This window comes from Streptomyces panacea, from assembly GCF_040560175.1.
In the GTDB taxonomy this organism is placed as follows: Bacteria; Actinomycetota; Actinomycetes; order Streptomycetales; family Streptomycetaceae; genus Streptomyces; species Streptomyces panacea.
In genome coordinates this window covers 13,175-27,085 of record NZ_JARJHW010000021.1, presented here as the reverse complement: position 1 = coordinate 27,085, position 13,911 = coordinate 13,175, and the positions used below count along the sequence as shown (strand labels likewise).

Annotated in this window: 13 protein-coding genes; 7 read left to right on the top strand and 6 right to left on the bottom strand. The window is 70.4% G+C overall.

Annotated elements, in window-relative coordinates; genetic code table 11:
- Positions 1 to 79: 79 nt before the first annotated feature.
- The 3 genes from P3L51_RS07965 to P3L51_RS07955 form a co-directional block, all read right to left on the bottom strand.
- Entirely contained in the window at positions 80 to 382 is a 303-nt protein-coding gene (locus P3L51_RS07965) for a type II toxin-antitoxin system VapB family antitoxin (protein ID WP_023540426.1), read from the bottom strand.
- A 222-nt stretch (positions 383 to 604) separates the two neighbouring features.
- Positions 605 to 2,149, bottom strand: coding sequence for a M28 family metallopeptidase (locus P3L51_RS07960; protein ID WP_354604414.1), 1,545 nt, complete (start codon positions 2,147 to 2,149; stop codon positions 605 to 607).
- A gap of 165 nt (positions 2,150 to 2,314) precedes the next feature.
- Positions 2,315 to 2,908 carry an HhH-GPD-type base excision DNA repair protein gene (locus P3L51_RS07955; RefSeq protein WP_354604374.1) on the bottom strand — a complete coding sequence of 198 codons (594 nt, stop codon included), beginning with the start codon at positions 2,906 to 2,908 and terminating at the stop codon, positions 2,315 to 2,317.
- A gap of 165 nt (positions 2,909 to 3,073) precedes the next feature.
- Between P3L51_RS07955 and P3L51_RS07950 the strand changes: the two genes are divergently transcribed.
- Together P3L51_RS07950 and P3L51_RS07945 are read left to right on the top strand one after the other, a co-directional pair.
- Positions 3,074 to 5,380: a terpene synthase family protein gene (locus tag P3L51_RS07950; RefSeq protein ID WP_354604373.1), complete on the top strand. Its 2,307-nt coding sequence runs from the start codon at positions 3,074 to 3,076 to the stop codon at positions 5,378 to 5,380.
- A 190-nt stretch (positions 5,381 to 5,570) separates the two neighbouring features.
- The gene (locus P3L51_RS07945) at positions 5,571 to 6,491 is read left to right on the top strand and encodes an SDR family oxidoreductase (RefSeq protein ID WP_354604372.1); all 921 of its coding nucleotides are present in this window, start codon (positions 5,571 to 5,573) and stop codon (positions 6,489 to 6,491) included.
- Positions 6,492 to 6,509: 18 nt separating this feature from the next.
- Here the strand turns inward: P3L51_RS07945 and P3L51_RS07940 are convergent, their stop codons facing one another.
- Both P3L51_RS07940 and P3L51_RS07935 read right to left on the bottom strand, forming a co-directional pair.
- Positions 6,510 to 7,721, bottom strand: coding sequence for an RNA polymerase sigma factor (locus P3L51_RS07940; protein ID WP_354604413.1), 1,212 nt, complete (start codon positions 7,719 to 7,721; stop codon positions 6,510 to 6,512).
- 114 nt (positions 7,722 to 7,835) lie between these two features.
- On the bottom strand, positions 7,836 to 8,252 hold the full coding sequence (locus tag P3L51_RS07935; RefSeq protein ID WP_354604371.1) for a YciI family protein: 417 nt from the start codon (positions 8,250 to 8,252) through the stop codon (positions 7,836 to 7,838).
- A 263-nt stretch (positions 8,253 to 8,515) separates the two neighbouring features.
- On the opposite strand from P3L51_RS07935, the gene P3L51_RS07930 reads away from it, so the two are divergent.
- The 3 genes from P3L51_RS07930 to P3L51_RS07920 all read left to right on the top strand — a co-directional run bounded on the left by P3L51_RS07930 (position 8,516) and on the right by P3L51_RS07920 (position 11,100).
- Entirely contained in the window at positions 8,516 to 9,262 is a 747-nt protein-coding gene (locus P3L51_RS07930; protein WP_354604370.1) for an SDR family oxidoreductase, read from the top strand.
- Between the two features lie 82 nt (positions 9,263 to 9,344).
- The gene (locus tag P3L51_RS07925) at positions 9,345 to 10,280 is read left to right on the top strand and encodes an SDR family NAD(P)-dependent oxidoreductase (protein ID WP_354604369.1); all 936 of its coding nucleotides are present in this window, start codon (positions 9,345 to 9,347) and stop codon (positions 10,278 to 10,280) included.
- A 34-nt stretch (positions 10,281 to 10,314) separates the two neighbouring features.
- Positions 10,315 to 11,100, top strand: a complete 786-nt coding sequence (locus P3L51_RS07920; RefSeq protein WP_354604368.1) for a TetR/AcrR family transcriptional regulator — start codon at positions 10,315 to 10,317, stop codon at positions 11,098 to 11,100.
- A 6-nt stretch (positions 11,101 to 11,106) separates the two neighbouring features.
- Here P3L51_RS07920 and P3L51_RS07915 read toward each other — a convergent pair whose 3' ends face one another.
- On the bottom strand, positions 11,107 to 11,826 hold the full coding sequence (locus P3L51_RS07915) for a hypothetical protein (protein ID WP_354604367.1): 720 nt from the start codon (positions 11,824 to 11,826) through the stop codon (positions 11,107 to 11,109).
- A 71-nt stretch (positions 11,827 to 11,897) separates the two neighbouring features.
- On the opposite strand from P3L51_RS07915, the gene P3L51_RS07910 reads away from it, so the two are divergent.
- Positions 11,898 to 13,010 (top strand): hypothetical protein, encoded by a 1,113-nt coding sequence (locus tag P3L51_RS07910; RefSeq protein ID WP_354604366.1) that lies wholly within the window; start codon positions 11,898 to 11,900, stop codon positions 13,008 to 13,010.
- On the top strand, positions 13,007 to 13,906 hold the full coding sequence (locus tag P3L51_RS07905) for a hypothetical protein (RefSeq protein ID WP_354604365.1): 900 nt from the start codon (positions 13,007 to 13,009) through the stop codon (positions 13,904 to 13,906). Before P3L51_RS07910 ends, P3L51_RS07905 begins: the two co-directional genes overlap by 4 nt.
- Positions 13,907 to 13,911 lie beyond the last annotated feature (5 nt).

Sequence of the window (13,911 nt, the reverse complement as noted above, 5' to 3'; positions counted from 1 at the left end):
TACTAAATGATCAATAGGTTGGACCTCTGGAGGCCGGAATGCCCCCGAAAGGCTCAGTCCCGGGCCGGTCGAGGGACCGTCAGCCCAGATCCAGTTCGAGCACGCGCGCGTGCAGTACCTGCCGCTGCTGGAGTGCCGCGCGGACGGCGCGGTGCAGTCCGTCCTCCAGATAGAGGTCGCCCTGCCACTTCACGACATGCGCGAAGAGGTCTCCGTAGAAGGTCGAGTCCTCGGCGAGCAGCGTCTCCAGATCCAGTTGGCCCTTGGTGGTGACGAGCTGATCGAGGCGGACCGGGCGCGGCGCTACATCCGCCCACTGCCGGGTGCTTTCCCGGCCGTGGTCGGGATACGGCCGCCCGTTACCGATGCGCTTGAAGATCACACGGAAAGCCTACCGGGCGAGCGCCTCCGGGCGCAGCCATGGCGCGGTGGTGCAAAAGGATGTATATGGTTCAAAGTAGGAGCGGCGTATGAGTGGAACCGCCCCGTCCGGTGACCGCGCCGCCGAAATCGCCTCCTTTAGAGGCTCGGCGAAGCCACGACGCACGGCGGGCGCCGGGGGGACTCGCTCCCCCGGCGCCCGCCATGAGTGGCTGTCAGCCGGTCAGGCCTTCGTCTCGTGCTCGTGGTCGTGCGCGTTCGACGCGCCGACGCCGGTGTCGCCGCCCGTGGTGCGCTCCGTCTTGGCCGCGGCCTGTGCGCCGGCCTTCGCGGTGAGCGGGCTCAGGTCGTGGGCGTAGTGGCCCACGGCGTTGGCGATGACGTCGATGTTGACGTCGAACGCCTCCTTGTTGATGTTGTCCAGGTCGTCGCAGGCCGCGTGGTAGCAGGCGTCGTACGCGACCCCGGCCTCGCCACCGAACTTCGCCGCCTGCGCGTCGGTCTTGATGCCCTCGGCGCCGGTGAACGTTCCCCCGGAGGGGATGCCGACCTCGATGAACGGTCCGTAGTCGGAGCGCCCGCTGAAGTCGGTGCCCTCGTGCGGGTAGTCCTTGCTGTCGAGGAAGTCGGTGATGCCCTTCTCCAGCTGCGCCGAGCCCTCCGGACCCGCGCCCGCGCCCACGCCGTCCGAGTCGTCGCCGTCGTACACGAACTGGCCGAAGTTCGGCGAGGCGATCATGTCGAAGTTCAGATAGAGCTTGATCTGCGCGGCCTGCTCGGGGCTGAGGCCCGTCACGTAGTCCTCGGCGCCCAGCAGTCCGAGCTCCTCGGCCGACCACCACGCGAAGCGCACCTTGTTGGCGGGCTTCTCGCGCGACTTGGCGAGATCCAGGGCGACTTCGAGCAGACCGGCGGAGCCCGACGCGTTGTCGTTGATGCCCGGGCCCGCGGTGACGGAGTCCAGGTGGGAGCCGAGCATCACGGTGTTGGCCGCGTCGCCGCCCTTGGTCTCGGCGATGACGTTGCGGGTGGTGCGCTTCTCCTGGAGCTGACGGATGTCCAGGGAGACCGTCACGGTCCCGGCCGCGGCCTCGGCGGCGAGCTTCGCGCCCTCGGCCTGGGTGACGCCGCCGGTGGGGATCCTGGCCGCCGCCGGGTCGCCCAGGGTGCCGCTGAGGGCGCCCTCGGTGTTGTTCGAGACGATCGCGGCGACCGCGCCCGCGGCGGCCGCCGTCTGCTGCTTCGTGGCGAAGTCGCAGCCGCCGCGCTGGATGAGCGCGATCTTGCCGGTGAAGGCACCGGCGGCGTAGTCGCCGGCCTCGCAGCCGGTGGTCGCGTCGACCGGTACGACGGCGAGGGCGGCCTGAAGACCGCCCTTGGGCGTGGACTTCGTGTACGACATGGCCTTGATCTCGGAGTCGCGCGGCGTGGGCGCGGTCACCTTGAGCGTCTCGGCCTGCGTCTCGATGTACGCGAACTCGAAGCTGTCGTACGAGACGTTGTAGCCGGCCTTCTTGAGGAGGCCGAACACGTACGCGCCGGAGGCGTCGTGGCCGAGCGAGCCCGCGGCGCGGTGGCCGCCGGCGGAGTCGGCGATGTCTTGGAACTTCTTCAGGTGCTTGTACGCGTCCTTGCCGGACGCCTCCTTGACGAGCTTCTTGGAGAGCTTCGCCGCGTCCCTCGCCGGGTCGGGCCTGTTGTGCGCGGAGGCGGAGGATGCGGACAGCAGAAGCGGGGCGGCGAGCGCGGTGGCGGCTGCGACGGCCATGAGTCTGCGGGACGTTGCGTTCACAGGGGTCCTTCCGATGCGAACGAGTGCGGACGAGCGGGAGCTGTGTGAAGTGAGCTACCGAAAGTTAGCGACCTGGGGCGTTGTAGGGAACAGATGTGCCACAAGTCATCTGCTTCCGCCGGGCGCCCCGTCGGCGTCCGTTCAGCTCTCCGACGCCTTCGCCGCCTTGGCGGCGCGCTTGGCCTCCTGCTTGTGCGCGCGGACCCTGGCCAGGGTCTCGGGCCCCGTGATGTCCGCCGCCGAGCGGTACGAGCCCTCGTCGCCGTACGCGCCGGCCGCCGCGCGCCAGCCCTCGGGCCGTACGCCGTACTGCTTGCCGAGCAGCGCGAGGAAGATCTGCGACTTCTGCTTGCCGTAGCCGGGGAGTTCGGTCAGCCGCTTGAGCAGTTCGGCGCCGGTGGCGGCACCTCGCCACACCCCGGCGGCGTCGCCGCCGTACTGCGCGACCAGGAACTGGCAGAGCTGCTGCACGCGCTTGGCCATGGATCCCGGGTAGCGGTGCACGGCGGGCTTCTCCGAGAGCAGCGCGGCGAAGGCCTCGGGGTCGTACGCGGCGATCGCGTGCGCGTCCAGATCGTCACCCCCCATGCGTACGGCGATGGTGTACGGCCCCGAGAAGGCCCACTCCATGGGCACCTGCTGGTCCAGCAGCATGCCGACCAGCGCGGCCAGCGGGCTGCGGCCGAGGAGTTCGTCGGCCTCGGGCCGCTGTGCGATGCGAATCGTCGTGCTCATGGGCCGATGGTGGACCGGGACGCGGAAATTTTCAGGGAGGCCACGCCCTGACGGTGTGTTCATATGACTGTTTTATGGCGCGAATGGCGGTACGGGGCGGGGGGTAGGGCTGGACACGGACAGCTGCCGGAATCCTCCGGAATCCACGGGAAAGGCCGCGCACCAGTGACACAGCCCTTTGAACTGCCGGATTTCTACATGCCTTATCCGGCGCGTATGAATCCATGTCTGGAGGAGGCCAGGGAGCACTCCCGGACGTGGGCACGGGACATGGGGATGCTGGAGGGCTCCGGGGTCTGGGAGCAGAGCGATCTCGACGCCCACGACTACGCGCTGCTGTGCTCGTACACCCATCCCGACTGCACAGGGCCGCAGTTGTCGCTGGTCACGGACTGGTACGTGTGGGTCTTCTTCTTCGACGACCACTTCCTGGAGATCTTCAAGAGAACGCAGGACCGCGAGGGCGGCAAGGCGTATCTCGACCGGCTCGCGGCCTTCATGCCGATGGATCTCGCCGACGGATTTCCCGAGCCGACGAATCCGGTGGAGGCGGGTCTCGCCGATCTCTGGGAGCGCACCGTCCCGTCGATGTCCCTGGACTGGCGGGCGCGGTTCGCCGAGAGCACGGAGAATCTGCTCAACGAATCCCTCTGGGAGCTCGCCAACATCAATGCCGGGCGGATCGCGAATCCCGTCGAGTACATCGAGATGCGCCGCAAGGTCGGCGGGGCGCCGTGGTCGGCCGGGCTCATCGAGTACGCGGCGGGGGCGGAGGTGCCGGCCGGGATCGCCGACTCCCGTCCGATGCGGGTCCTGCGGGACGCGTTCTCCGACGGGGTCCATCTGCGCAACGACCTCTTCTCGTACCAGCGGGAGATCGAGGAGGAGGGCGAGCTGAGCAACGGTGTGCTCGTCCTGGAGACGTTCCTGGGCTGCACGACACAGGAGGCGGCCGACGCGGTCAACGACCTGCTGACGTCGCGCCTCCACCAGTTCGAGAACACGGCGCTGACCGAGCTGGGCCCGCTCTTCGTGGAGAAGGGCATCGATCCGGTCGCGGCGGCGGGGACCCTGGCGTACGTGAAGGGCCTCCAGGACTGGCAGTCCGGCGGCCACGAGTGGCACATGCGCTCCAGCCGGTACATGAACGGCGCGGGGGCGGGCGGTGGCGCCGGGGCGGGGGAGACGGCGGGGCCGCTGTTCTCGCTGACCCCGGTCGGGCGCTGGACGGCGGCGTCGGACTACCTCAAGAGCCTCACCAACGGCGCGCCCACCAGGGCGCGCGGCCACAGCCATGTGCCGTACCAGCGGGTGGGGCCGTCGATCCTGCCCGAGTTCGAGATGCCGTTCGAGGCGGCGCTCAGCCCGTATCTGGAGGCGTCGCGGGAGCACGTCGTGGAATGGGCGGGCCGGATGGGCATCCTGGAGGGGCAGCCGGGCGTCCCCGGCTCGGACGTCTGGGACGAGGACCGGATCCGCCGTATCGACCTCCCGCTCTGCGCGGCCGGCATCCACCCCGACGCCACCCCCGAGGGGCTCGACCTGACCTCGGACTGGCTGGCCTGGGGGACGTACGGCGACGACTTCTTCCCCGCCGTGTACGGCAACACCCGCAATCTGGCGGCGGCGAAGGTCTGCAACGAACGGCTGTCCCTCTTCATGCCGATCGAGACGTCGGCCACCCCGCCACCGCTCAGCGCGCTGGAGCGCGGCCTGGCCGACCTGTGGACGCGTACGGCGGGCCCGATGGACGTGGACGCCCGGCGGGACTTCCGTACGGCCGTCGAGGAGATGACGGCCAGTTGGGTCTGGGAGCTGGCCAACCAGATCCAGAACCGGATCCCGGACCCCGTCGACTACATCGAGATGCGCCGCCAGACCTTCGGCTCCAACATGACGATGAGCCTGTCCCGCATCGGCCACGGCCGGGTGGTGCCGCCGGAGATCTACCGCAGCGGCCCGATGAAGTCCCTGGAGAACGCGGCCCAGGACTACGCGTGCCTGATGAACGACCTCTTCTCGTACCAGAAGGAGATCGAGTTCGAGGGGGAGGTCCACAACGGCGTGCTGGTGGTGCAGTCCTTCTTCAACTGCGACTACCCGACGGGCGTCGCGATCGTCCACGACCTGATGAAGGGCCGCATGCGCCAGTTCCAGCATGTCGCGGCCAACGAACTCCCCGTTCTGTACGACGACTTCGCCCTGGACGACGAGGCGCGCGAGGTTCTCGACGGCTATGTGAGGGAGCTGGAGAACTGGCTCTCCGGCATCCTGGTCTGGCACGCCGGCTGCGACCGCTACAAGGAGGCGGACCTGCTCCACGACCGCGCGGGCATCACCCGCTGGCTTCCCCCGACCCCCAAGGGCCCAGGCACCTCGGCGACACGCATCCGCCTTCCGGCGGCGGTGACGTCGCCGGAGGTGTCACCGGGAGTGTCGCCGGGGGCGCTGACGGAGGTGCTGACGCCGTGAGCGCGCGCGTGACCGGTGACGTCGTCGGACGTGTCGGACGCGTCGGGCCCGTCTGACGTGTCGGGTCCGACGGGCTCACGCTCGCGCGGCGGACGCGGCGGACGCGGCGGACGCGGCGGACGCGGCAGGGGATCGACGAGGTGCCGGACCGGCACATGGAGCTGCCCGTCCCCGCCGACGAGGAGGAATCATGAAGGACACGGCCAGGACGTCGCGACCGCTGGCCGGCCGGGTCGCGCTCGTCGCGGGCGGCACCCGGGGCGGCGGGCGCGGCATCGCGGTCGAACTCGGCGCGGCCGGCGCGACGGTGTACGTCACCGGCCGCAGCAGCTCCGCCGGACGCTCCGACCTGGACCGCCCCGAGACCATCGAGGGGACGGCCGACCTGGTCACCGCCGCCGGTGGGCGCGGCATCGCCGTCCGTACCGATCACAGCAGTGCCGACGACGTACGCGCCCTGGTCGACCGCATCGCCGCCGAGCAGGACGGGCGGCTGGACATCCTCGTCAACTCCGTCTGGGGCGGGGACCCGTTGACCGACTGGGAGCATCCGCTGTGGGAGCAGGACCTGGACGCCGGGTTCCGGCTGCTGCGACAGGCGGTCGACACGCATGTGATCACCAGCCGCTACGCGCTGCCGCTGCTGGTGGCCCGCCGGAGCGGGCTGGTCGTGGAGGTGACGGACGGGAACACCGCCCGCTACCGGGGGACCTTCTTCTACGACCTCGTGAAGTCCTCGGTGATCCGCCTCGCGGTCGCGCAGGCGGCCGAGTTGAAGCCGTACGGTGTCGCCGCCGTCGCGATCACGCCCGGCTTTCTGCGCTCCGAGGCGATGCTGGAGGGCTTCGGCGTCACCGAGGAGACCTGGCGGGACGCGGTGGCCGAGGACCCGAACTTCGCCCACTCGGAGAGTCCGGCGTATCTGGGGCGCGCGGTCGCCGCGCTGGCCGCCGATCCGGACATCATGGCCAAGTCGGGGCGGGCGCTGGCCACGTGGGGGCTGTACGAGGAGTACGGCTTCACGGACGCGGACGGTACGCGGCCGGACTTCGCCGCGCACTGGGCGAGGTCGCTGGTCGCGGAGTTCGGGCCGCTCGGCGAACCGCTGTAGTGGGGAGGTGCGCGGCCGTCAGGCGTGCAGGCGGGCCGCCCGCATCATCAGATAGCGGGTCTCCGGCACACTGAGCGTGCGGTCGGCGGCCAACCGGTAGGCGGCCAGGGCGCCTTCGGTGTCGCCCGCCCTCTCCAGCAGATGGGCCCGCACCGCGTCGAGCCGGTGGTGGCCCGCCAACTCCTTCTCCAGACCCTTGAGTTCCGCGAGTCCGGCCTCCGGGCCGTGCGCCATCGCGACGGCCACCGCCCTGCTCAGCTCGGCCATCGGTTCGGGCCCCGGAGCGCGGCGCAGCAACTCGTCGTAGAGAGCCACGATCTGGAGCCAGTCGGTGTCCTCGGCGCTCGCCGCCTCGTCGTGCAGCGCGGCGACGGCGGCCTGCAACTGGTAGGCCCCGGCGGGTCCTTGGGACAGCGCCTCCTCGACCAGAGCCGTCCCTTCACCGATCGCGGCACGGTCCCAGCGGGAGCGGTCCTGCTCGTCCAGCGGGATGAGTTCGCCGTGCGGTCCCGTGCGGGCCGCGCTCCGCGCCTCCGTGAGCAGCATCAGCGCGAGCAGGCCCGTCACCGCGCCCTCCGTCGGCAGCAGCCGTCGTACCGCCCGGGTCAGCCGGATCGCCTCGTGCGCGAGATCCGCGCGGTGCAACTCGCTGCCGGAGGTGGCCGTATGGCCCTCGTTGAAGATCAGGTAGAGCACCTGGAGCACGGTGGCGAGCCGGCGGTCGCGGTCCTCGGGGCCGGGCTGGAGAAAGGGCACGCCCTTGACCTTCTGCTTCGCCCTGCTGATGCGCTGCGCCATCGTCGCCTCGGGCACCAGATGCGCGCGGGCGATCTCGGCGGTGGTCAGACCGCCGACGGCGCGCAGGGTGAGCGCGGTCCGGCCGGCGGCGGGCAGTTCGGGATGGCAGCAGAGGAAGAGCAGGGTGAGGGTGTCGTCCTCCGAGGGGGCGCGGCTCTCACCGGGCGGCGGCGTGGTGAAGGCGTCCCGGGGGGCGAGCGCGGCGGCGCTCTCCTCGCGCCTGCGCCGCGCCTCCTCGCTGCGGAGCTGGTCGACGAGACGGCGGGAGGCGGTTCTGATCAGCCAGCCGCGGGGGTTGTCGGGCAGGCCGGCGGACGGCCACTGCTGGGCGGCGGCGATGAGCGCTTCCTGTACGGCGTCCTCGGCGAGGTCGAAGTGCCCGTAGCGGCGGACGAGCGCGCCGAGGACCTGCGGCGCGTGCAGGCGCAGCAGGTCCTCGGTCGTGGTGGGGCCGGCCGGTGTGACCGTGCCGTCGTTCGTGGTCTCGCTCGTGCCGTCGTTCACACCGCGTATTACACCCCGTCGTGCCGGGGCGCGCACGGTGTCTCAGCCGTCGGTCTCCGGGCCCTCCTGGATGGGCCGGATGACGACCGGGTAGGACGGGACGCCCTCGGGCTGGGGGCATGCCGCGACGCGCGCGGCGATTTCGGTGACCCGCTCCAGGCTCGCGCAGTCGAGCACCCAGTAGCCGGCCAGCAGCTCCTTCGTCTCGCCGTACGGACCGTCGGTGATCACCGGCTTGCCGTCCTTGTCCGCGCCGACGAAGCGGGTCTGCGAGGGTGCGCCCAGACCGTTCGCGTCGACCAGTTCCCCGGACTCGGCGAGGTCGTCGTTGACCGCTCCCATGAAGGCGAACATCGCTTGCAGGTCCTTCTCGTTCCAGGCCGCGCTGTGCTCCGACGCCTTGCCGCTCATCGCGTCGTAGTCGGCCTGCGAACCCTGGACCATCACCAGATACTTCATGACGTCGCTCCCTGTGCCGTGCTGTCGCCCCTTGTGGGCAACTCTCACAGGGGACGTCGGAGCCGATGACGGCTTCTCGACAGCTCGCGGGATTTTCTTTCGAATCACTCCGTCGGCCCCGGAGGGCGGGGGCGCGGCGGCCGGGCGGGCGATGCGCATAGCGATGTTACGGCGATGCCGAAGAGAGGGGTAGCGTCGCTACGTCGAACATGTTAGCGTTGTTGTTGTCGGAAGGCGAAGACCGCTATCCAGGGAGCACCGTCATGAGCGAGCAGCCGAGCACAGCGCGTCGAGTAGTGATCGTCACCGGCGGGTCCCGCGGGATCGGCCGGGAGAGCGCGGAGCGCCTGGCGGCCGACGGGCACGCCGTCGTTGTCAACTACGCGGGCAATCAGACCGAGGCGCGGGCGGCGGTGGCCGCCATCACCGAGGCGGGCGGGACGGCCATGGCCTTCCGCGCCGACGTGGCCGACGAGGTCGCGGTGTCCGCGCTCTTCGACGCGGCGGAAGAAGCCTTCGGCGGCGTGGACGTCCTCGTGCACGCGGCGGGTGTCATGTCGGTGACTCCGCTGGTCGATACGGAGCTGGACGCGTTGGACCGTATGCACCGCACCAACATCCGCGGCACGTTCGTGGTCGACCAGCAGGCCGCGCGCCGGCTGCGGAGCGGCGGGGCGATCATCAACTTCTCCAGCTCGGTGCTGGGCCTGGCCTTCCCGGGATACACGGCGTACGCGGCGAGCAAGGGCGCGGTCGAGGCGATGACGCTGATCCTGGCGAGGGAGCTGCGCGGACGCGACATCACCGTCAACGCGGTGGCGCCAGGACCGACCGCCACCGCCCTGTTCCTGGACGGCAAGGACGAGGAGACCGTCTCGAAGCTGGCCGCCCAGGCCCCGCTGGAGCGGCTCGGCCGCCCGCAGGACATCGCCGAGGTCGTCTCCTTCCTCGCCGGACCGGCCCGCTGGGTCAACGGCCAGGTCCTGCGTGCCAACGGCGGCATCATCTGACGCGCCGTCCGCCCCTCCGCCCCGTCCGTCCCGTCCGCCGTTTCCGCTGTTTCGTCCGATGATCGAGGAGTGGAGTTCTGTTATGGGTCACACCGCGAAAACCATCGTGATCACAGGTGCCGGTTCCGGCTTCGGAGCGCTCGCCGCGCGCTCCCTCGCCCGCGCGGGGCACACCGTCTACGCCGCGATGCGCGACACCACGGGCCGTAACGCGGACCGGGTCGCCGAGGCGCGGGCGTACGCCACCGGGCACGGAGTGGACCTGCGTACGGTGGACTTGGACGTGCTCTCCCAGGAGTCGGCCGACGCCGCCACCGCCACCGTGCTGGCCGAGGCCGGCGGGCTCGACGTGATCGTGCACAACGCGGGCCACCTGGTCACCGGGCCCACCGAGGCGTTCACGCCGCGGGAGTTGATGGCCGTCTACGACACGAACGTGCTCGGCACCCAGCGCGTCAACAGGGCCGTGCTGCCCCATCTCCGCGCCCAGCGGCGCGGGTTGGTCCTGTGGATAGGGTCCACCTCCAGCCGCGGCGGCACCCCGCCCTATCTCGCGCCGTACTTCGCCGCGAAGGCCGCCATGGACTCCCTCGCCGTCTCGTACGCGGCCGAGCTGGCCCGCTTCGGCATCGAGACCAGCATCGTGGTGCCCGGCTCCTTCACCTCGGGCACCAACCACTTCACCACCGGCGGGCACCCGTCCGAGCAGGACGTCGTCCCCGCCTACGAGGAGCGGTACGCCGGGCTCATGGACCAGGTCGCGCGGCGCCTGGCCGACCTCGCGCCGGCCGGCGCCGACGTGTCACAGGTCGCCGACGCCATCGTCGCCGTCGTGGACGCCCCGTACGGCAGGCGACCGTTCCGGGTCCATGTGGACCCCGCGAACGACGGCTCGGAAGAGGTCAGCCGGGTCGCGGACCGAATACGGGCCGAGTTCCTCACCCGTATCGGCCTGGACGACCTCCTCGCTCCCCACGCCGCCGCGGCTCCCACCGCTCCGGAGGCTCCTCGTGCGTAACAGCGCTACGGGGCCCTTGATACGGTCGTCGGCGATGAGTACACGCGCGCGGATCCTGGAAGTCGCGGCCCGGCTGGTCGCCGAGTCGCCCAACGGGGACGTCTCCACCCGGGCCGTGTGCGACGCCGCGCAGGTGGGTGCCCCGGCGCTCTACCGGCACTTCGGGGACAAGGAAGGGCTGCTGTCCGCCGTCGTGGACTACGGCTTCGACAAGTACCTGGAGACCAAGCGGCAGCGCGCCGCGGCGGACGACCCCATAGAGGATCTGCGCAAGGGCTGGGACAGCCATGTGGAGTTCGCGCTCGACAACCCGAATCTGTACCGGCTGATGTACTCCCCCGCGATGCGTACGCCCCCGGCGGCGGCCCTGGAGTCCCACGAGATCCTCACCAGGGATCTGCGACGGGCGGCGGAGGAGGGCAAGTTGCGGCTGGCGCCCGAGGCGGCGGCCCAGGTCGTCATGTCGGCCAACGTCGGGGTGGCGCTGATGCTCGTCGCCCGTCCCTCGACCTTCACCGACAGGGACACCTCCCGGCGGGTCCGCGACGCCGTGCACGCCACCGTCTTCACCCCGGACGTGGCGGCGGAGGGCGGCACGGGCACGCGGGCCGCGAACCGGACGCGGTTGCCCGCGGCGGCGGCCCAGTTGAACGTCCTGCTGGGGCGGTCGGCGGAGTCGGGGCTCAGCACCGCGGAAGTGGCCCTGATGACGGAATGGCTGCGCAGGCTCTCCACGACCTCTACGACCTCTACGACCTCTACGACGTCCACCGCGTCCACCGCGTCCACGACCTCTACGACGTCCGAGGACGACACGTAGCCGCCCTCATGCCGGCAGATCCGCGCACGTGTCGGACGTGGGGAGTTCGTCCGCCAGGAATACCGTCTGGGCCATCATCTTGAACCCGGACATCTTTTCGCGGAATGTCTCCACGGACTCCTCCGGGTGCACGGAATCGATCACGGCGTGCTCGCCGACGGCGTTGAACTGGTGGCTCACCCCGCGCGGGATCTGCATGTCCACGAATGAGCAGGGCGGCACGACCAGGTTGTAGCGGGTCCGCTCCACACCCGGCGGGGTGTCGGGCAGCTCGTCCTCGAAGGACCGCAGGGAGAAGGGAGTGACCCCGGAGACGCCCGTGATGTCGAACGGGGAGAGGCTGCTCACCCGGATCCTCGTGTCCGGGCCCGTCATCATCCGCACGAACCGCAGCCCGGTGTGCATATGCATACGGGAGCAGACGCCGCGTTCCTCCACATTGTAGAAATCCATCAGATAGCGATCGGCGAAGAAATCATCGAAGGGCGCTTCGAGCATATAGACGTCGCCCTCCTCGAAAGTCTGGAAGCGTGTTATCCCGTCGCTGTTCGACGTTGTGGCCGATTCGCTTCTCTTCGCGTCTCTCACGACCTTCGTGAAGGCATTCACCACGGCCAGGGCGATGTCTTCGGGGAGTTGCAGTACAGGCGTGACCACATTCCTGGCCGCATCGGTGAATTCGGAGACGTCGTGGACCTCGTTCTCCGCGTTCGCCTCGTGTTTCATTCTTGTATGGGAATTGGACATGTGAATCAAGCTCCGTCGTCTAGGATCTGTCCGGTCGACATAACGAAACCATGTGCTTGTCGGGGCAGTTGGAGGGGGCCGCCGTGATCTGCCCGCACTGTGAGAAGAGCCTTCGGTACAGAGAACGAGGGGGCAGGACCTGCTCGGTCTGCAAGCGCGTCTTCGCGCTCGAACCGAAGGACAACACCTTCCGCCTGCACGACATCCGGATGCGCAAGCTCATCGAGAAGCTCGGCAACGGCGAGGGTCTGCGCTACACGCCCACCCAGCTCTGGTACGCCGCCGCGCGCAACCACACACCCACCCGGGTTGTGGAGTACGGATGCGTCGCCGCCTTCCTCGTCATCCTGACGGCTTTCATCCTGCTGGTGGTCAGCGGCAGCTCCGGGTTCGATCCGGACGTGGTGCGCCCCGCCCTCGTGGTGGGCGTGCTGGTCCTGGCGCTGAGTCTCCTGGTGACGGCGCGGGGTTCCCGGCGCGCGAAGCGGACCGGCACGGTGCGGGTCCCGATGTCGCTCGACGTCTTCCGGACCGCGATCATCGGCCGTTGGGCCGTCGTCCACGGCGGGCCGCCGGCCGGGCTGACGGACGAGAGAAGCGCCCAGTACCCGGTGGTCCCCGGCGTCGGGGAGCCGGGCCCGAGGCTGGCCCTCCTCTGTCCGGACCGTGACGTGCTGGCCTGCCTCACGCTGAACGGCGCGCACAAGACGCACTCGCTCGCGCTGGTGGGGTCGACGGACCAGCTCCGGCACATATCCACCGGCCCGGCCCGGCCCGGCGGACAGGGGGTCGTGGGGATAGTCCTGCACGACGCCAGCCCGGCGGGGCTCGCCTTCGCGTCCGCCGCCAGGGCCGCGCTCGACGGCCGGGTGGTGATCGCCGGGATGCTGCCGCGCACCGTGATGGACAAGGAGAACGCCGTGCGGCTGCGGAAGCCGCTCGATCCCGGGGACCTGGACGCGATACGTCTGTCGTCGTCGGCGCTGACCGCCGCGGAGGCCGACTGGCTGACCCGTGGCTGGTGGTCCCCGCTCGCGGCCGTACCGCCGGCGAAGCTGCTGGCCGTCGTCGCGCGGGCGGTGGACCGGGCGGAGGGGCTGGCCGACCCGGACCTGGGCCGGGCGCGACAGGTCGGCTTCCTCACCTGGCCGACGGCGTCATGAGCGGCGAGGAGCAGGCAGGGCAGACGAGGCATGTGGGGGACGCGATCCTCGACCGTGTGCTGAGGACGGCGGCGGAGAGGGCCGCCGCCCCCGGACAACTCCGTTTCACCGAGCGGCAGTTGTACTACGAGGTGTGCCGGGTGCTGATGCCATGGCACCGGGCGCCCCGGCGTACGCACTTCACCTCGGCCCCCGCGCTGACGTACGACGCGTACCTGGCCGCGCTGCGGCGCCACGGGCCCGGCCCGCTGGACGGCCTGCTGCCGCCCGTCGTGCCGAAGCCCCGGCGGGCGGCCGGACGGCACACACCGGAAGCCGACCTGTTCGACTACGGCCTGCCGAGACTGCTGGTGTGCGAGTCCGACGAGATCGCGGCCATGCTGCGGGCCAACGGCGTGCCGATGGAGTCGGCGTGCCCGGTCTACGGCCCCTCCGAACTGCCCCTCGACCAAGGGGTGTTGAGGATGCTGGCACTGGCGGAGCGGGCGACGGTCTATCTCCTGCACGACGCGAGCGCGCGCGGCCTCACCTTTCCCGCGCGGTTCGTCCGGTCCGTCGACGTACCGGACGGGGTGCGGGTCGTCCCGCTGGGCCTGCGGCCCCGGCAGGCGGGGGCGCTGCATCTGGTGCACGGCCGGGGCCCGGCGTACGCCGCCGTTCCGGCGGCTTTTCCCGCGGCCGGTCCCGGCCCCGGTCAGGGGCTCGCGTTCGAGCTCGGTCGCTGGGAGCGCGACTGGCTGCGGCGCGGCAGATTCGTGGAGGTCGCCGCCGTGAACCCGGCGTCACTGCTCCGTACGGTGCACCGTCTCGTACGGGAAGTACGCACGCCGCGTTCGCAGTTGACCGAGCTTCGTCAGGTACGCAGGGCGGGCTTCCTGAGCTGGCCCACCGCATGAGAGGA